This is a genomic window from Chryseobacterium sp. FR048, assembly GCF_056844665.1.
In genome coordinates this window covers 387763-406568 of record NZ_JBXDSE010000006.1, presented here as the reverse complement: position 1 = coordinate 406568, position 18806 = coordinate 387763, and the positions used below count along the sequence as shown (strand labels likewise).

Genomic DNA, 18806 nt, shown 5'->3' with positions numbered 1-18806 from the left:
AGCTTAGGCATTTAAAATTTCGTTAAACAAATTCATCAATTCTTCATTGGCTTCCTGCCCGCCGTTTTTAGATTTAAAATAATCTTTGAACAGGATCTCTATATTCTGGTTCAAATTCACCTCATGGCTTTCCTGTTTTGCAAGTTCACGGTTTTTGACCTTTGGGATGAGGTGAACAATTCCGTTATGAGACTGATAGATCAGCCTTCTTTCATCAGCCGTTAAAAAAGTTTCACTTTCCAGAGTCAGTTCAATAAAAGTATTAGGATTTCCGGTAAGCCATTCAACAGCATTTTCAACGGATGTGAACGTTTTTCTTACTAAAGTTCTGCCGCTTTGTAAGGCTTTCTTTTCGTAAGATACTGCTTTTCCGGGTTCAATATCAATAATGGAAACATACTTGGTCTGCCCGGCCTCACTAAAGCTATAGCATAGAGGGGAAGAAGAATAGATCACAGGTTTTTCTTTTGTCCCAATATTCTGGTAACCATGCAGATGCCCCAAAGCTGTATACTGAATCTGTTCCGGAATCGTATCCGAAAAGATCAGATCTGCATTTCCGATTTTAATAGGTTTTTCACCTTCAGGCTCTTCCAGAATTTCTGCACCTCTTTTATTCATGTACAGGTGGGCGGTCAGAAGATTAACTCCGGATTTATCACAATATTCATCCGCCAGCTCTTTCCAGGTCTGTGAAAGAACCTTATTGATCTCCTCTTCTTTATTTTCTCCGAAATATTCTTTCAGACGGATTTCGTTGGCATAAGGTGTATGTAGAATTCTTACAGGGAAATCTATATTTTCAATGGCCAGCTCTATAAAACCGGCTTTTGATTTCGTGATCTTAAAATGTTCTGTACCAAAAGGGCTGATCTCAGCTTTAGGATGGCCTATTAAAATGATTCCACATTCTCTGGCCAGCGGATCAGGAGCATTGATTAAACTTGGAGAATCATGATTCCCGGAAATTGCAATCACTGGACGTCTGCCGTTCAATGATAAACGTTTTAAGGTTTTATAAAAAAGTTCAACAGCATCCACCCCCGGATTAAAATTGTCAAAAAGATCCCCTGCCACCAGAACAAGGTTTATATCTTCATCATCAGCAATCTTTGTGATCTCTTCCATGACAAGGATTTGCTCTTCCAGACGGGAAAAGCGGTCCAGTCGTTTTCCTAAATGCCAGTCGGCAGTATGCAGAATTTTCATAAAAAATTTATCATTGTTTATAAGGAGAAAATATGAAATGTAATGGTATAATTCAGATGTACTGAATTAAAATTTGAATAGAGAATATTAAAATACAGAACAAGACTTAAATCCAATGGGGTTTTTTAGATCCCACAAGATGTATAATAAACGATTTTTATAGGTTATTATCGGCTTCTCTTGCTTTAAAATCTTCCCGGATTTGCTTTAAACGGGCCTTTCTTTCTGCCTCTGCATTTTGTATTTTACGTTTTTTCTGATCAATTTTCTTCTTATTTTTTTTCCTGTTGGCTTCGTTATTTTTGCTCATATTTTCTGTAACGAATAATTTTATGGGTAAGAAATAGCTTCATCAAAAATACTAAAGATTCAGAGTTGAAACAATTTTACTGGTAAAGTCTGATAAAATATTTTAATTTTACCATGTTATGGAAGAAAAATCAAAAGATCCCTTACACGGAAAAAGACTTGACGCTATCCTGGAAGAATTGGTAGAATACTATCAGGGATTTGAGAAGCTGGGTGAGCAGATCAATATAAAGTGTTTTACAGACAATCCAAGCATCAGCTCTTCTCTGAAGTTTCTAAGAAAGACACCCTGGGCAAGAACTAAGGTAGAGAGTTTGTATCTCTTTGTACTGAGACAGAAAAAGCGGGATGAAGCAAAACATGGAAAATAGAAAGCAGGACATTGCTTTTTAGCTGCTCTTCTCTAAACAATTATTTCAAAAACAGTATATTTGTGCTATTAATCGTGATGAGAATTCGCGAAAAAAAAGAAAAATATGACAATTGAAAACAATCACGTTGTATCTGTAAAGTACATCCTTCACACCATCGGAGAAGATGGAAGCAAAACTCTTGTAGAAGAAACAACAACAGAAAATCCACTTACATTTTTGTATGGTGTGGGAATGATGATTCCAAAATTTGAGCAAAATATTCTTGGTTTGAAAGCTGGTGATAAAGCAGCTTTTGTTATTCAGCCTGAAGAAGCTTATGGAGAAAGACAGCCGGATGCTATCGCACAATTACCGGTTGAAATGTTCAACGAATCAGGATTACCTCCAGTAGGAGCTATTTTACCATTATCTGACAATCAGGGAAATAATTTCCAGGCATTTGTGGTAGAAATTACTCCTGAAGTTGTAGTAGCAGATCTTAACCACCCAATGGCTGGGAAAGTGTTGGATTTCCAGGTGGAAGTTTTAAACACACGTCCTGCTACAGAAGAGGAGTTGGCACACGGTCATGCTCACGGAGTTGACGGAACAGACGCTCACTAAAAAATATTATAAATGTCCGGTTTTTCCGGACATTTTTTTGTGATAAACGTTATTTTGAATGTATCCAGTCTCTGGCAGACTGATCAGTTTTTTATGACTTAAAAGTCTGGAAATCTGCTGAAAAAATAATATGATCCGGAAAATAAAAAAGACAGATTCATAAAGGAACCTGTCTTTTTATTTTATAGATAGAAATAAGTATTGTGCTTGGCATTCCCCTCCTCTGGAGGGGTGTCAAATGAAAGATTTGACGGGGTGGTTTACCCACACCCCTCATTACTCCGCATCATATTCCGTAACATCAATAAAGGTCAGGAACCACTTTCCTTCAATTTTCGTCATAACAAATCGGAACCCATTCACTGGAGCCTTTTCCTTAGAATTCTCAGCAAGCGTCACAAAAACTACATTTTTAGGATCAGAATTGATCTTGAATACAGGCTGATCTTTTACAGCATATAGGTCCGAGAATTGATCAGCATACTCATTGACTGCATTAGAATTGAACTGAACAAATAATCCTTCTTTTGCCCACTTTTTATTTTTCAAATCATATTCATAAGTCTTATCAGGCTGTATCGGAAACTGATTTCTGATGTTCCATGCTTTTTTAATATATCCTAACGGCATACTGAAATCAACATCCTCATTTAAAACAAATCCCAGATTACCGCCACTTTTAAAAAGGACGCCAACCCCATAGGTTTCGTTTACATATTTGTTCATCATGTCCCCATTTTTGGTCTGGAAACCTTTTAAAATATCGGTTACTGCTACAGAAACCTCTTTTTTGTCTTCAGTGGTCTGAGCATTGAAAAAACTGATGCTGCAAATCAGTAACATTAATGTGTATATAAAATTCTTCTTCATCTGATTAATCTAAAAATTCACCTGAAACATAATACCAGCGGTCATGCATTTTCTGAAAAACAGAAAACTCATGGTGGATTTGCGGATGCCCATCCTGATCTGTATAGTACGCTTTAAATTCTACATGATTCAAAGCAGGAGTCTGAATGATTTCCAGTTTTGTCCATTGGTTGATCTCTCCCCATTCCTGAAGATCTGCCTTATTATGGTATTTTCTTTTTCCAGGAAGAGTAGTCTCCATTAAATATTCTCCATTCGGAATGGCAAAAGCCGAAAATCGGGAACGCATCAATGCTTCAGCAGTAGGAGCATGTTTTTCTCCGGTATGATAAGGCTTACAGCATTCTTCATAGGTTTTTCCTGAACAGCAGGGACAATCCATATATTTTAAATTTTGAACCACAAAAATAAGGAATATCAATAGAAACGGGCTTTAGCCCGTTAAAAAAATAAGCAAACATTTCCACCGGCTTCAGCCGAAATATAAAAATGCTTTTTACCATATATAGGCTCGCAAATAAAAATCATTAGTGCATTAGTGGCAAATAAAAAAAGCACTCTTATAAAGAATGCTTTTTCGTTGTATTATTTAATAAACCCTCTGTTTCTCAATAAAGGTTTAATATCCGGATCGTGTCCTGTAAAATCTCTGAATGCCTGATTCAGGTCTACAGAATTACCCACCGAAAGAATATATTTTCTGAAACGGTCACCATTCTCTCTGGTCAGTCCACCATTATTTTTGATCCATTCCCATGCATCATTATCCAATGTCTCAGACCATAAGTAAGCATAATATCCTGCTGAATATCCACCACCCCAAATATGAGCAAAATAAGGAGTATGGTATCTTGGCGGAACAGTTGCTAAGGTGAATCCGTGGCTTGCCAAAGATTGCTTTTCAAAATCTAAAACCGGAATAAACTGGCTCTCGTTAGTAACTGTATGCCAATCCATATCAAGCTCTGCAGCAGAAACCAATTCTGTGGTCATATAACCCTGGTTGAAAGTAGATGCTTTTTTAATTTTTTCTACCAAAGCCTGTGGAATAGGTTGTTTTGTCTGATAATGAACAGCATAATTCTTCAGAACAACAGGATCTAAAGCCCAGTGCTCATTGATCTGTGAAGGGAACTCCACAAAGTCTCTCGGTACATTGGTTCCTGAAAGAGAAGGATATTTTTGGCTGGCAAACATTCCATGGATAGAGTGTCCGAATTCATGGAAGATCGTTGAAACATCATCATAACTGATCAAAGATGGCTTTCCCGGAGCCGGTTTCTGATAATTGTAGCAGTTAACGATTACCGGTTTTGTTCCCAATAAATAAGACTGCTCAACAAAATTACTCATCCATGCTCCACCGTTTTTAGAATCTCTTGTATAGAAATCCAGGTAATAGATTGCAATAGATTTTCCATCGTGGTCGAAAACTTCATAGGTTACTACATCAGGATGGTAAACCGGAAGATCGGTTCTCTTTTTGAAAGTCAGTCCGTAGAATTTTTCAGCAGCAAAGAAAACTCCTTTTTCCAAAACCGTTGTGATTTCAAAATAAGGTTTTATTTCACTTTCATCAAGATCATATTTTGCTTTTCTTACCTGCTCTGCATAGAAATTCCAGTCCCAAGGCTCTACCTTGAAACCTCCTTTCTGTTGATCGATAAGATCCTGAATATCTTTTGCTTCACGTTTTGCGGTTTCCACTGCAGGAGTAGCAATCTGATTCATCAGTTTGGTAGCTGCCTCAGGCGTTTTTGCCATCTGATCCTGAAGTTTCCATTCAGCAAAATTCTTTTTACCAAGGGTCTGAGCTTTCTTTAGTCTTAGTTTAGCCAGTTTTTCAATGGTTTCTCTCGTATCGTTAGCATCTCCTTTTTCAGCTCTTGTCCATGATGCTTTGAAAAGTTTTTCTCTGGTAGCTCTGTTTTTTAAATTTTGTAAAAGAGGCTGCTGAGTAGTATTTTGTAATGCCAAAAGATATTTCCCAGGTTGTCCTGCTGTTTTGGCATCAGCTGCTGCTGCGGCAATTTCATCTGCAGAAAGTCCGTCCAGTTCTTTTGCATCAGAAAAGAATACACCACCTTGTTTTCTTGCTTCCAGTAATTTATTGGCATATTGAGTAGAAAGAGAAGCCAGTTCCTGATTGATCTGCTTTAGTTTTTCTTTGTCAGCTGCAGAAAGATTAGCTCCTGCAATTTCAAAGTTTTGCTTATAAAACTGAACAAGTCTTTTACTTTCAGAGTCTAAGCCGTCTTCTTTAATGGACTTTATTCTTTTATAAAGATTTTCATTCAGGAACAATTTATCAGAATGGGCCGCAAAAATAGGAGCATATTCTTCATCTAAAGCCTGTAGTGTAGGATTGGTATTGGCACTGGTAAGATTAGAGAATACAATTTGTGCTCTTCTCAGTACCTCGCCACTTTTTTCCAATGCAACAATAGTATTTTCAAAAGTAGGAGCTGCCGGGTTATTGGCAATTTTTACGATTTCAGCTTCATGTTGTTTTAATCCAAAATCAAAGGCAGGTTTGAAATGCTCATTTTTGATTTTGTCAAATTCCGGAGCTTCGTACTGAAGCTTGCTCTTCTTCATAAAAGGATTTGAAGATAAAGAGGGATCAGGAGCAGGAAGTTCCTGTTGAATATCGGTCTGTTTCATTGTAGTACAAGATTGATTGAACGCCAAGGCAGAAATTAATAATACCGATGAAATATTCTTCATAAATATAGTTGTTATTAAAGTATAAAGATATTAAAAACTTACTTTATGAAGCCTATTTTGGGAAATGTATTTCTGTGAAGCGGGTTTCATCGGAAGGATCAATTGTCGTCAATAAGCAGAGTATCATTTCTTAAAGTGCATATTGTGGAGACTTATCGTATTTTCACAGGTAATGTAATATTTTTCATACATTAGTTGTCATTTAAATAGTAGATCAAAAAAATAATTGAAAAAAACAGAATAAATATGAAAACAAGGAATCTTTTTATTGTTTCAGCCTTAGTCGCTTTAGCATCATGTAATGAAAAACATGATAGAAATAACAAAGGGGGAAATAATTGGGTAGAAAAGGTCGTAAATAAAGAAGTAGGGCCAATACAGCATAAAGAATTCAATGGAGATTTTGACGAAATTCAGGTTTCCCAGGCGATAGAAGCGGAAATCATCAAGTCAGAAACAGAGAAAGTGGAAATTTCTGCTCCTCAAAATATCATTAATGAAATTCTTGTGGAGAATGAAGGAGGAAAACTGCATATTCATTATAAACCAGGAATCAGAGTGATGAATATTCATAAGGTTACTGCGAAGATCTACGCCAGAGATTTTAAAAAGCTAGTTGCTGATTCGGCGGCAAAAATTGATGTAAAAGACAAATTTACTCAGGAAAAAACAGATATTGAAGCATCGAGTGCAGGAAGTATTTCCGGAAATTTGGAAGCGAATGATATGGATATTAATATCAGCAGCAGCAGTAATTTCAGTGGTAAAATATGGGCAGTGAATCTGGATGTAGAATCTTCATCAGGATCATCTCTTGATATTTCTGGGAAAGCGAAAAAAGCGGACATCAGTGCTTCTTCAGGCAGCAGTATCTCTGCAAAAGAAGTGATTGCGGACAATGTAGAAGCAGATGCATCCAGTGGAGCCAGTATTGAGATCAGTGCTGTTTCTTCCGTGAAGGCAGGAGCTTCTTCCGGTGGAAGTGTTGACATCTCGAAAAAAGGCGAACTTAAAAGTGTAAGCAAAGAAGAAAGTAGCGGCGGAAGCGTAAACATTCAATAAATCAATCTTGGGATTCTTCCTCGTCTTCCTCTTCGGTAGATGAGGAACCTTCCCAGTTCCGGTTATCAAAATTAAGATTATCATAAGCCAATAATTCCTCCTCTCGTTGGAGGATTTCTTTTGTAGTAAACAGGGCAATATCATCCTCCTCTTTCATTTTGGAAAGTTTTCTGATGGAAGCTTTATCAATAGCCATAAATCTCTGCCCCATGCGTCTTGCGGCATACTTTCTCATTCCTGTTTCATGAAGAACGTCAACAGCCATGTCTACTGCTGTTCCTAATGTTTCACGATAAATATGATTGATCCCGTTGTTGAGGTAATCATAGGCATCTATTCTGTTTTTAGCCCTTACAAATATTTTCACATCAGGGTAATGTTCACGCACCAGTTCTGCAATAAATTTATTATCATCAGGATCATCCAGACACAGAACCAGAATTTCTGCATCCTCAATGCCTGCAGCTCTTAGAATAGGAATTCTGATGGCATCCCCATAATATACCTTAAAACCATAACTTCTCAACAGCTTTACACGGTCAGAATCCCTGTCCAAGACAGTCGCTGATATTTTATTGGCTTTTAAAAGACGTCCCACCGTACTGCCGAAATGCCCAAATCCAACGATGATAATCTTTTTTTGACTCACATCACTGTCCAGGATATTGAAATCATGATCTTCTTCAGGAACTTCCTTAATGAATTTCGGAGTGATAAACCGATCGTTAATGATTAGAAGGATAGGGGTGATGCACATGGTAATAGCAGTTACGGCCATCAATTGCGCATTCAGTTCCGGGCTCAGAAGATAAAGATCCGAAGCATAATTAATCAATACAAAGGCGAATTCTCCCACCTGCGAAAGGGCAAAAGCATAAAAAAGACTCTGTGGGGTATCTATTCTGAAGAACTTTCCGATAGCATATAAAACCATAAACTTTACAGCCAATACCGCAAAAACAGTACTGAAAATAAACAAAGGATCATTCTGAATAATATTAAAGTTGATCGTTGAACCTACACTCACGAAGAATACGGCCAACAGTAACCCTTTAAAAGGATTGATCTGTGCTTCCAGCTCATGTCGGAATTCACTGTTGGCAAGCATTACCCCGGCAAGAAAAGCTCCCAATGCAGGGGAAAGTCCGATAACGACCATTAGCTCAGAAACTCCAATAACCAAAAATAGAGAAGAGGCTGTCAAAAGCTCTGTCATCCCTGATTTTGAGACATAGCGTAGAAAAGGAACAAATACATATCTGCCTAATAGAATCAGGAGGACCACTCCCAAAATTACCGTGCTTGCCTGAAGCCATTCTGGAAGTTTCTGAATCAGAATCTGAATTTCATTATCATGGTGCTTGGCTTTATAGTTCGCTACAATAGGAAGGATTGCCAAAATGGGAATCACCGAAATATCCTGAAACAGCAAGGTAGAGAAAGAGGCTTCTCCTGCGGTTGTTTTGAGATTGTTTTTTTCCTGTAAGGTCTGAAGAACTACGGCTGTGGAAGACAATGCAAAACACATTGCAACAGCAATTGCCTTATCTACCCGCCATCCTACACTGATAAAGACTATGAACAACAAAGAAATAGTGAGCAGCATCTGTGAGAGTCCCAGACCCATTATTTTCTTTCGCATATCCCAGAACTTCCTTGGTTCCAGTTCAAGACCTACAATAAACAAAAGCATAATCACCCCAAATTCACTGGCGTGCATAATGTCATTTACATTATTTCCAGTAAGTCTGAGGACATAGGGCCCAATGATGATCCCTCCTAAAATATAACCGATCACAGAACTCAATCCAAATTTCCTGGCTAATGGCACCATAATGATGGCTACTCCCAGGAAAATTAATGTGTTCATCGCTAAGCTGGATTCCATATGCTATTGATTGAGGAGTTCTGTAAATTCTTTTTTATGTAAAATAATTTGTTTTTTAGAAAGCTTATTGGCTTCGTATACAATTTTGATGTGTCTGATGTCTGCCTTGAAAACCTTTAACGAAACAATCAGTCCGCTGATGAGTTCATCAATCGAGTATTGATAGGTTCCTGTTTTGCTGAAAGATCTTTCTTTCCCGCCGGTAGTGACAAGGATGTAAACTTCTTTTCCTTCCAATGGGTTGTATTCACCTTCTTTCAGCCAGTCTCTGTCGAAAACTTCATCAATCCATAATCTGAGCAGGGGAGGCATGCCAAACCATATCAGGGGAAACTGAAAAATAAAGCGGTCATAGTTTTTGAGGCGTTTTCTTTCTCTGAAAGCGGCAATATGAAAATCAGGATACTCTTCGTAAAGATCTCTTAAGGTATAATGCTGGTGGCGAACGTAGAAATTGATGAGCTCTACATTCGAATTGGAGTGCTCCAGATAAGGGTGTGCAAATACTACCAGCGTCTTCTTCATAATCCTGTTTTCAGTAAATATAGTGAAAAAATATTGAATAAAAGGAGGTTTTTTAACACTTTTATTAATTTTTTAATATATAAAATTAAATTTAATGTTAAAATCGAAGAAATAAAGGGTGTATTTTTACAGTTTAGATAAAAAGTTTTTTAGTCAGTATCAATTATTATTGGGCTTCTGATAACTTTTATTATTTTTTCTAAACAGATAAAAATGATAAACAAGTGCTAAAAGATAAAGTGAAGAAGGGGCGTAAAACAATAGAAGTAATAAAGAAAAATCTCCTTCAGTATTTTGTAGGATTATAAAAATATGAACGGCTAAAGGCAATGCAAAAAACGAAAGAATGCTTAGGGAAAAATTTCCTCTTACCTCCGGTATTAAGTTGAAGAATGCAGTCATCGAAGATACAAAGCAGCTCACCAGAATGAAAAGAATGTAAAAAATCATTATCCCTGTAGCCTGCTTCGCTTCAGATCCTCCGGAATTTCCCGATATGAATAAAAGAATGAGTAAAGATAATCCAAGTGAAAATAGGAATGAATAGAATAAATTGTTGAAAATTTCTTTTCCCATTCTTTATACTTATCGAAATTACTTTATAATACAGCGATTACCATCCTCCGGATGCACCACCACCTCCGAAACTTCCGCCGCCACCGAAGCCTCCAAAGCCACCGCCACCGCCGCCGGAACTTCCACCACCAAAGCCACCGCCTCCAAAACCACCAGGGAATGGGAAGAAGCCGCCAGGATAGTTTCTGCGTCCTCTGCGGGTGATGATTACATCATCGTCGTCATCGTAATTTCCGCCACCGCCGCGTCCACCACCTCTGTTACCAAAGAGAATAGCAATGATGATAAAAATAACAAATGCGATGATTACTACTTTTAAAGCACTTCCGTTTCCGGATGGAGAGGTTGTAGCTACTGGCTTGAATTTGCCCTGTACCGCTTCCATAATCGCTGAGGTACCACCGTTGATCCCATCATACCATTGCCCTTTTTTGAAGTTGGGAGTAACGATATAATCCAGAATCTGGCCTGCAACTGAAGCTGTGAGATACTGTTCTACAGCTCTTCCCTGTTGGATAGACATTGTTCTGTCTTCCGTAGCAATAAGGAAAACCACTCCGTTGTCCACTCCTTTTTTTCCGATCTTCCATTGCTCTCCGAACATCGTTGCAAGAAAGTTGACATCTTCGCCTTTGGTAGACTTGATGATGACTACTTCAATTTCCGTTGAGGTAGAATCTGCAAACTTGATCAGTTTATTATTAAGTGCATCTGTTTCCTGTTTCGAAAGAAGTCCGGCTTCATCAAAGACAGGATATAGAATCGCTGGTTTTGGAGGAAGGGTATATTGTGCTGATACAAAAGTGTAAAAGCAGATCAGTAAAAATGAAAATACTATTTTAAGAGAACGTAATTTCATTCGGGAGTTGGTTTGGGTTTTCTCCTTCTACAGGAAAATATTTTTTGAGTTCAATGCCGGTTTCCAAAATGGCACTTTTCAGCGCCTGATAATAATTTCCTTTGGCAAATTCAGCTGTAATATAGTCATGCAGATGATCCCAATAAGACTGGTTTACTTTATCATGAATCCCGACATCTCCAATGATCGTCAGGTATTTCTGTTCAAAATTGACATGAAAAAGCACAGCATTCCTATCAGTAGTTTTATCCATACAGAGTTCTTTGAAAACTTCAAATGCGGTCTTGGCATCGCGGTTTTCCGTCGTAGAGTCAATATGCACTCTGATCTCGCCTGTAGAATGATCTTCCGCTGACTGAATCGCTTCCACAAGGGAAGCGATCTGTTGATTTGTAAGGAAATTACCCATTATTATTTGAATACTTCAGGGGCTTTCTGAGCTCCTGCTTCAGCTTTGAAGTAAGGTTTCTCTTTAAAGTTGGTGAAATTCGCCAGAATATTATTAGGGAATGTCTTGATAGAGGTATTGTAATCCTTTGCTGCATCGTTATAATAGACAGTTTCAGTTCTGATGCTGTTTTCGATAGCAGTGTATTCTCTCTGGAAGTTGATATACTGCTGGTCAGCTTTTAAGTTAGGATAAGACTCTACCACAGCCATTAAACGGCTTAATGCACCTGATAATTCTCCCTGTGCTGCCTGGAATTTTGCAATATCGGCATCCGTCATGTTTGTAGGATCGACGTTGATAGAAGTCGCTTTAGAACGGGCTTCCACTACCTGAGTCAATGTTTCCTGCTCAAATTTTGAATACGATTTTACTGTTCTTTCCAGATTAGGGATAAGATTGGCTCTTTTCTGATATACGGTCTCTACATTAGACCATTTTGCGTTGACAGTCTGTTCTTTGTCTACAAAGCTGTTATATCCGCTTCTTCCCCAGAAGAAAAGAACGGCAACAATAATAAGGAGGGCTATACCAATGGTTCCTGCGCCCAGACATCCTTTATTTTTCATAGTTTATTTTTTTAATTTTTTTGTGCTAATCAAATATACAAATTATGTGCTAATTTTGTAGAAAATTATATTTGAATGACAACAATAGTGGTGGCAATGGGAGAGAAGAATGAGATTGGTTTTGAAAACCAATTGCTTTGGCATCTTCCTAAAGATTTAAAACATTTTAAAGATATTACTTCAGGTCATCCGGTGATCATGGGAAGAAAAACGTATGAAAGCATCGGAAAGGCTCTTCCTAACCGTACAAATATTGTTGTGTCAAGAAAGAAAGACTGGTTTGAAGAGGGAATTCTGATTGTAGGAAGTTTGAAAGAAGCCATAAAGTTTGCTAAAAAAATCGATGAGGAAGTTTTCATCATCGGCGGCGGAAATATCTATGAACAAACAATGGATATTGTGGATAAACTGGAGGTTACTTTGGTAAAGGCTGATCTGGAAGCGGATACTTTCTTTCCGAAAATAGATGTTAAAATCTGGAAAAAGACCAATGAAACCTGCCATGAGAAAGATGAGAAAAACGGTTACGATTTCTGTTTTCAGACGTTTGAAAGAATTAAGAAAGAAGTCTGATTGTCAATAGTCAATTTTTGCGTTGCAAAGTGAATTGTGAATTTCCGACTGATATAAACATCTAATTCGTGTAGCAGATTGACCATTCACCATTGACTTTTTGAACTTTAAGCCTTAAATTTATTATCTTTGCACTTCTAAAATTTAATAATGAATAAATACATAAAAATTGCAGTAGCAGCAGTCCTTATTTTATTGGGACTTTATATGATGATCTTCACAAGAAATCTTGGTTGGGGAATAGTTGTTTTTCTTCTTGCCGCATTTCCGATCCTGCTATTCTTTAAAAATGAATATATCCTTTTGGCATTCTGGCAATTGAGAAAACAAAATATGGAAAAAGCTGCAGAATGGTTATCTAAAATCACAGATTATCAGGGACAGCTTCATAAATCTCAGTACGGATATTTCCACTATCTTCTAGGATTGACACAGGCTCAGGATCACCCTACGAAAGTAGAGCCTTTGATGAAAAAAGCACTGGAATACGGTTTGAATATGAAACACGACAGAGCAATGGCTACTTTAAATCTTGCCGCTGCCGCTATTTCTAAAGGAAGAAAGCAGGAAGGACAAAAACTTCTTGAAGAAGCGAAGAGATTAGACAGTGCAGGAATGATGACCGATCAGATCAAAATGATGAAAGATCAGTTGAAAATGCCAACTATGCAGAAGCATATGCACAATCCTAATATGAGAAATAGAGGGAAATTCTTCTAATAAATATTCAACATACAATCAATATAAAGGCTCTGATTTTTCAGGGCCTTATTTTTTACAATGAAGATGTTGGCGGAGGACCTAGCTGTAAAAACGTATCTTTTGGATAAATGTCTTTTCTGACGGGTTGAAGGCTGTCCATTTTTTCAAAACTGTCTCTAAGATCAGTCTTGTAGAAAAATTTTCGTTGCTTTTTATAAGTGATAGAAACGTAAGGCCAGTTGTCTTTTTCCTCAATGGTATCAGATTTTTTGAGATATTTAAAATAATTTTCAAAAGATAAAGGATGATCTGCTTTGATCTTATAAAGGATTTTGGGTAATGTCTGTTTTCTTCCCGAACCTTCCTCAGAATATTTTTCTACATACAAAGAATCATTTTGCTTTATAAAGGTATATTCTTCAAAGGCGAAGAATGTACATTGGGAAAGGTCAGTTTTTATTTTTAAGGTATCTCCGTTCTCCATTTTTTCTGAAAATTGGTACAAATCCTTATCCAGATCAAACTTACTTTCATGGTGGCAAGAGCATAAGGAAAATGTTAAGATAATGGAAGCAAGAATCCTTATAAGACTACATTTCCGAATTTTGGTCATACCCATAGAATTTAGGCATCTGCCAATGGTATTTTACCGCAAAAGTTCTGATGGCTACGATCAATAGGATGGTAAAAACCTGTACAAAAGTATAGGAAAGCGGAGTATATTTAGTCATTAGCAGGAATGCTGCACCCCCTACAATACAGGCTGTAGCATAGATTTCCTTTCTGAAGATCAGTGGAATTCTGTTGAGTAATATATCCCGGATAATTCCCCCAAAGCACCCCGTAATGGTTCCTAATGCAATACAGATCATAGGATGGATTCCTGCATTCAAGCCTTTCTGAACACCGATGATGGTAAACAGACCAAGTCCGAAGCTATCGAAAATAAACAGAGTTACTTTAAAGTTTTTTTCAAGAGATTTAAAAACCATCGAAAAAATACTGGTTGCCAGGATAAGACCGCACATGAGCAGATCATGCATCCAGAAAACAGGAATATCGAGAAGAAGATCTCTTACAGTTCCTCCACCCACAGAAGTTACAAAGGCAATAATAAGTACCCCAAACGGATCAAGACGTTTCTGCATCGCTGCAAAACTTCCGGACATGGAAAACGCAATGGTTCCGAGGACTTCTATGGCAAAATTGAACTGTTCGTGCATATATTATATAGGTAATGAGTAATGAGCAATCAGTAATAAAAATTATGCCATTTAAATTTGAGACAATTTAAATTTATAAGTAGTCATAACTTTTACAAGTTCTTCACATTCTGTTTTTAAATGTAAAATTTTTTCCGGACTTAAATATTCTAATTCTTCAACAATTTCGAGCCAAAATTGTGTTTCATCAATTTCTTCGACGACTATGCACATTTTTATAGAGTTTTTTAATTCTCTCCCGAAAAATTTGATTAAAATCCATGCCTATCAAAATTACTCATTACTCATTAATCATATCGCTACCTCTCTACTCTCACCGAGTCCGGTACCATCAGTTCATATTCGCCACCGTGGGTAATAATTTCCCTTACGATGCTGCTGCTGATGAATGATTTTCCTGAAGAGGTCAGTAAGAATACGGTTTCGAGTTTTTTGTGGGCTAATGTTCTGTTGGTATGGGCGATCGCTTTTTCGAATTCGAAATCGGCAGGATTTCTGAGCCCTCTGATGATGTACTGAGCATTCTTTTCAAAACAGTAGTCTACCGTTAAGCCTTCAAATGAGTCCACCTCTACATTGGGGAATTCTGCTACTGAGTTTTGAATAAATTCCATTCTTTTTTCAAGAGGGAACATGTATTTTTTTTGGGAATTCTGTCCGATGGCAATAATTAATTTATCAAATAGCGGAGCTGCCCTTTCTATAATATCGTAATGTCCCAGAGTAATAGGATCAAAAGATCCCGGGAAAACAGCAATTTTCATGTTGTACGAGTTATGATTTTGAATTATAAATTATCTGTTAAAAGCTATCTGTTTATTTTATCTCTAACTTCTAACCTATAGTTTCTAACTTCTATTTTATTTATTAAGTGCTTTTTCAACTTCATTTCCACAAAGATCCATAATGGAAATTCCATAGTGTCTTGCCTGTTGAGGAAGGATACTGGCTGGAGAGAATCCAGGATTGGTATTCATTTCAAGCATATAAGGAATTCCGTTCATCAGGATATATTCACTTCTTGAAAAGCCGCTCATACCTAATGAATTGTAAGCTTTTTTGGCAATTTCTTCCACTCTTTTTGTCGTTTCTTCGTCAATTCTTGCAGGGGTAATCTCTTCAGAAGCGCCTTCATATTTAGCCTCATAATCGAAAAATTCATTGGTAGGAACAATTTCTGTAATTCCCAACACAATAGTTTCTCCTTTGAAATCGATAACACCTACGGAAACTTCCATTCCGTCTAAGAAACTTTCAATAAGGATTTCGTCATCTTCTTTGAACGCAATTTCAGTAGCGGCAATCAGTTCAGATTTTTCTTTTACTTTTGAAATTCCCAGTGAAGATCCGGATTGGTTAGGCTTTACAAAAAGAGGAAGGTTCAGTTCGGCAACGATTTCATCTACGTTGATGGCTTCTCCTTTTCTTAAATAAATACTTTTAGCAGAAGGGATTCCATATTTTGATAATACGGCAAGGGTATCCTTTTTATTGAAAGTAAGGGCACTCTGGTAAAAATCACAGCCGGTATATTTCTGGCCGATGGCATCCCAGTACGCCTGCAGAATACCGTTTTCACCCGGAGTTCCGTGGATGATATTGAAGCATGCATCAAATTTCAATTTTTCACCATTATCTAAAGTCACAGAAAAATCTCCTCTGTTGATCTCGTATTTCTTATCATTTTCACTTAAAAAATACCATTCGTCTTTAAGGACTACTACCTTATATACATCATACAGATTTCTGTCTAAAGAATCATAGATCAGCTGTCCGCTTTTTAAAGAAACCACATATTCATCAGAATAGCCTCCCATTACTACGGCAACACTTTTTTTGTTCATAACCATATAGTATCAATTAAGGCAAATTTAATGATTTTATGTAATGCAATACGGGAAATCGGGAAATTTTAAAATCAAAAATGAATTGTGTTAAATAAAAAGTCCATTCTAAAATTATTAGCTATATTTGCGGTTATAATTAAAGTATTTTTAAGTATGCTTAAATCACTTTTCAATTGGAAAGTTTTACTGAATTTAGTAATAGCCATCGGTGTTTTTGTGGGGTTGGTATGGCTCACATTTCGCTGGTTGGAATACCATACGAACCATGGACAGGAAATTCCTGTTCCCAATGTTGTTAATAAATCCGTACATGACGCTGTTAAAATTTTAGATGATACCGGATTGGAGTATGAAGTAGACAGTGCCAATTATGATCCTAAATACAGACCATTTCAGGTTCTTCAGATCTATCCTGCACCGGGTTCCCGTGTAAAGGACGGAAGAACAGTACGTCTTAGAGTAAATCCTAGAACATGGGCTCCTATTGTAGTTCCGGATGTGATCAACAAATATTCAGGGCTGGCGTTCCAGAGATTGGATCAGGTAGGTCTTAAAATCGGAGATACCATCTATGAACCGAGTATTCAGAAAGATGCCCTTTTAAGAATTTTATATAAAGGAAATGCAGTGAATCCGGGTACCAAGATCCCTAGATTCTCCATTATTGATGTAGTGGTGGGTTCAGGACCTATGAGAAATATCTCTATCCCTAATGTGGTAGGACTTTCGGTAAAAGAAGCAAGAGCGGTTATTACCAAGAGTATGTTTGAAGTGGGATTGATCGAATTTGAAGATGGTGGAAAAGATGAATCTGATATTATTTACTATCAGGACCCAGCTTCAGGAGATGTCCGTGACCAAGGAATGCAGATTGACCTTTGGGCCAGTAAAAAAACTCCGGCAGAACTCAGGGCTAAAGTAGAGCAGTTGAATTCTATCTACCGTATGAAAGTAGATACGTCTCTGCCACCGGTACGATATGAGGAAGTTCATCATGAGCCAACCTATGAAGCACCGGTTGTACCTGCACCAGCTCCTAAGAAAGAAACTCCTAAAGCTGAAGCACCAAAAACTGAAACACCTAAAGTTCAGGCGACAACTCCTAAACCGGCAGTTTCAGGATCAGAGAAGCCTAAGACTTCTACCAGCAGCCCTGCTACAGGAAGTACAGCTAAACCGGCTGCTGCTACAGGAACAACACAACCGCCTGCTCAAAAGCCAAAAGCTAAGAAAGTAGTCGTAGAATAAAATCAGATTAATATCAAAAAATACTGGCTTCAACTGCAAAATGTTGAAGCCTTTTGTGTAAAAAATATAAAACAATGTCAGAAGATAACGAAGATTTTTTAGATGAAGAATTATTAGATTCCAACAGTATTGAGAACATCGATATTGACGAGGAAAATAAAGGATTATATGAGCATCTTAATATCACTGTTGACCCTAAGCAGGAACCTTTAAGAATCGATAAATTCCTTTTGATCTACAGACAGAATTCTTCGAGAAACAAAATTTCGCAGACCTGCAGGGCTGGAAACGTTATTGTGAATGGTACTGCCGTAAAGCAGAATTACCGCGTGAAGCCGGGAGATCAGATTTCGGTATTGCTTACCCATCCGCCAAGGGAAAACGTTATTATTCCGCAGGATATTCCTGTCAATATCGTATACGAAGATGATGATCTTGTTGTTGTGGATAAAGAAGCCGGAATGGTAGTGCATCCGGGACATGGAAACTGGGATGGCACACTGGTGAACGCGCTGGCCTATCATTTTGAAAAGAATGGTCAAAAGGCTGATCTGGACAGGGTAGGTCTTGTACATAGAATTGATAAAGATACTTCAGGGCTTTTGGTTATTGCCAAGAATGAGTACGCTTTAAGCTTTCTGGCAAAACAATTCTTTAACAGAACTACAAAAAGATTGTATTGGGCTTTTGTATGGGGAAATCTTCAGGATGAAGAAGGTACCATCAGAGGGCATATCGGAAGGCATCCTAAAAACAGAATGCAGATGTCTGTTTATGAGGATGGCAGCCAGGGAAAACACGCTGTGACGCATTATAAAGTCCTGGAACGTTTCAAATATATGACATGGGTAGAATGTAAACTTGAAACCGGAAGAACGCATCAGATCAGAGCGCATTTCAAGCACATAGGCCATACTCTGTTTAATGACGAAAGATACGAAGGCCACACGCCTTTGAGAGGAGTCAATCTTCCTAAATATAAACAATTCATCAAAAATGTTTTCGAGATTCTGCCAAGACATGCTCTCCATGCGCACACCCTGGGATTTATACACCCAACTACGAAAAAGGAATTATATTTTGAGAGCCCAATGCCCAAAGATATGGCGGATGCTGTAAAAAAATGGAGAAATTATTTGGAAAACTAAAAATATATTGAGAATTTTTTTATATTTGTTGAATTGAAATCAAGAT

At 37.6% G+C, this 18806-nt stretch carries 22 protein-coding genes; 7 read left to right on the top strand and 15 right to left on the bottom strand.

Going from position 1 to position 18806, the window contains the following annotated elements; translation table 11 throughout:
- Window positions 1-3: 3 nt before the first annotated feature.
- Together AC106K_RS18680 and AC106K_RS18675 are read right to left on the bottom strand one after the other, a co-directional pair.
- Complete coding sequence (locus AC106K_RS18680; protein WP_482446952.1) at window positions 4-1209, bottom strand: metallophosphoesterase family protein; 1206 nt, start codon at window positions 1207-1209, stop codon at window positions 4-6.
- 157 nt (window positions 1210-1366) lie between these two features.
- A complete protein-coding gene (locus AC106K_RS18675) occupies window positions 1367-1519 on the bottom strand; it encodes a hypothetical protein (RefSeq protein WP_482446951.1) in 153 nt (50 codons plus the stop codon).
- A gap of 118 nt (window positions 1520-1637) precedes the next feature.
- On the opposite strand from AC106K_RS18675, the gene AC106K_RS18670 reads away from it, so the two are divergent.
- Window positions 1638-1889: a VF530 family protein gene (locus tag AC106K_RS18670; protein WP_482446950.1), complete on the top strand. Its 252-nt coding sequence runs from the start codon at window positions 1638-1640 to the stop codon at window positions 1887-1889.
- 105 nt (window positions 1890-1994) lie between these two features.
- Complete coding sequence (locus tag AC106K_RS18665) at window positions 1995-2495, top strand: FKBP-type peptidyl-prolyl cis-trans isomerase (protein WP_482446949.1); 501 nt, start codon at window positions 1995-1997, stop codon at window positions 2493-2495.
- A 276-nt stretch (window positions 2496-2771) separates the two neighbouring features.
- Here AC106K_RS18665 and AC106K_RS18660 read toward each other — a convergent pair whose 3' ends face one another.
- From AC106K_RS18660 to AC106K_RS18650, 3 genes are all read right to left on the bottom strand, one after another.
- Entirely contained in the window at window positions 2772-3338 is a 567-nt protein-coding gene (locus AC106K_RS18660) for a hypothetical protein (protein ID WP_482446948.1), read from the bottom strand.
- Window positions 3339-3369: 31 nt separating this feature from the next.
- Window positions 3370-3747 (bottom strand): YchJ family protein, encoded by a 378-nt coding sequence (locus tag AC106K_RS18655; RefSeq protein WP_482446947.1) that lies wholly within the window; start codon window positions 3745-3747, stop codon window positions 3370-3372.
- Between the two features lie 203 nt (window positions 3748-3950).
- Complete coding sequence (locus AC106K_RS18650; protein ID WP_482446946.1) at window positions 3951-6092, bottom strand: M3 family metallopeptidase; 2142 nt, start codon at window positions 6090-6092, stop codon at window positions 3951-3953.
- Between the two features lie 246 nt (window positions 6093-6338).
- On the opposite strand from AC106K_RS18650, the gene AC106K_RS18645 reads away from it, so the two are divergent.
- A complete protein-coding gene (locus AC106K_RS18645; RefSeq protein ID WP_482446945.1) occupies window positions 6339-7154 on the top strand; it encodes a GIN domain-containing protein in 816 nt (271 codons plus the stop codon).
- Between the two features lies 1 nt (window position 7155).
- On the opposite strand, the gene AC106K_RS18640 is transcribed toward AC106K_RS18645, so the two are convergent.
- The 5 genes from AC106K_RS18640 to AC106K_RS18620 all read right to left on the bottom strand — a co-directional run bounded on the left by AC106K_RS18640 (window position 7156) and on the right by AC106K_RS18620 (window position 12019).
- A complete protein-coding gene (locus tag AC106K_RS18640) occupies window positions 7156-9042 on the bottom strand; it encodes a monovalent cation:proton antiporter-2 (CPA2) family protein (protein WP_482446944.1) in 1887 nt (628 codons plus the stop codon).
- A 3-nt stretch (window positions 9043-9045) separates the two neighbouring features.
- A complete protein-coding gene (locus tag AC106K_RS18635) occupies window positions 9046-9567 on the bottom strand; it encodes an NAD(P)H-dependent oxidoreductase (RefSeq protein WP_482446943.1) in 522 nt (173 codons plus the stop codon).
- Window positions 9568-10180: 613 nt separating this feature from the next.
- Entirely contained in the window at window positions 10181-11002 is an 822-nt protein-coding gene (locus tag AC106K_RS18630; RefSeq protein ID WP_482446942.1) for a TPM domain-containing protein, read from the bottom strand.
- The gene (locus AC106K_RS18625; RefSeq protein WP_047098866.1) at window positions 10983-11411 is read right to left on the bottom strand and encodes a TPM domain-containing protein; all 429 of its coding nucleotides are present in this window, start codon (window positions 11409-11411) and stop codon (window positions 10983-10985) included. Before AC106K_RS18625 ends, AC106K_RS18630 begins: the two co-directional genes overlap by 20 nt.
- 2 nt (window positions 11412-11413) lie before the next feature.
- The gene (locus AC106K_RS18620; RefSeq protein WP_482446940.1) at window positions 11414-12019 is read right to left on the bottom strand and encodes a LemA family protein; all 606 of its coding nucleotides are present in this window, start codon (window positions 12017-12019) and stop codon (window positions 11414-11416) included.
- A 75-nt stretch (window positions 12020-12094) separates the two neighbouring features.
- Here AC106K_RS18620 and AC106K_RS18615 point away from each other — a divergent pair, with 75 nt between their 5' ends.
- Together AC106K_RS18615 and AC106K_RS18610 are read left to right on the top strand one after the other, a co-directional pair.
- On the top strand, window positions 12095-12592 hold the full coding sequence (locus AC106K_RS18615; protein ID WP_482446938.1) for a dihydrofolate reductase: 498 nt from the start codon (window positions 12095-12097) through the stop codon (window positions 12590-12592).
- Window positions 12593-12742: 150 nt separating this feature from the next.
- On the top strand, window positions 12743-13312 hold the full coding sequence (locus tag AC106K_RS18610; RefSeq protein WP_482446937.1) for a DUF2892 domain-containing protein: 570 nt from the start codon (window positions 12743-12745) through the stop codon (window positions 13310-13312).
- 55 nt (window positions 13313-13367) lie between these two features.
- On the opposite strand, the gene AC106K_RS18605 is transcribed toward AC106K_RS18610, so the two are convergent.
- From AC106K_RS18605 to AC106K_RS18585, 5 genes are all read right to left on the bottom strand, one after another.
- Entirely contained in the window at window positions 13368-13778 is a 411-nt protein-coding gene (locus AC106K_RS18605) for a hypothetical protein (protein ID WP_482446936.1), read from the bottom strand.
- A 106-nt stretch (window positions 13779-13884) separates the two neighbouring features.
- Window positions 13885-14517 carry a trimeric intracellular cation channel family protein gene (locus AC106K_RS18600; RefSeq protein ID WP_482446934.1) on the bottom strand — a complete coding sequence of 211 codons (633 nt, stop codon included), beginning with the start codon at window positions 14515-14517 and terminating at the stop codon, window positions 13885-13887.
- Between the two features lie 51 nt (window positions 14518-14568).
- The gene (locus AC106K_RS18595) at window positions 14569-14730 is read right to left on the bottom strand and encodes a four helix bundle protein (protein ID WP_482446933.1); all 162 of its coding nucleotides are present in this window, start codon (window positions 14728-14730) and stop codon (window positions 14569-14571) included.
- Between the two features lie 86 nt (window positions 14731-14816).
- The gene (gene coaD / locus AC106K_RS18590; protein WP_047098871.1) at window positions 14817-15281 is read right to left on the bottom strand and encodes a pantetheine-phosphate adenylyltransferase; all 465 of its coding nucleotides are present in this window, start codon (window positions 15279-15281) and stop codon (window positions 14817-14819) included.
- A 96-nt stretch (window positions 15282-15377) separates the two neighbouring features.
- Entirely contained in the window at window positions 15378-16361 is a 984-nt protein-coding gene (locus AC106K_RS18585; RefSeq protein WP_482446931.1) for a D-alanine--D-alanine ligase, read from the bottom strand.
- 156 nt (window positions 16362-16517) lie between these two features.
- On the opposite strand from AC106K_RS18585, the gene AC106K_RS18580 reads away from it, so the two are divergent.
- Together AC106K_RS18580 and AC106K_RS18575 are read left to right on the top strand one after the other, a co-directional pair.
- The gene (locus AC106K_RS18580) at window positions 16518-17612 is read left to right on the top strand and encodes a PASTA domain-containing protein (RefSeq protein WP_482446930.1); all 1095 of its coding nucleotides are present in this window, start codon (window positions 16518-16520) and stop codon (window positions 17610-17612) included.
- Window positions 17613-17686: 74 nt separating this feature from the next.
- A complete protein-coding gene (locus AC106K_RS18575) occupies window positions 17687-18760 on the top strand; it encodes an RluA family pseudouridine synthase (RefSeq protein ID WP_482446929.1) in 1074 nt (357 codons plus the stop codon).
- Window positions 18761-18806: the final 46 nt, after the last annotated feature.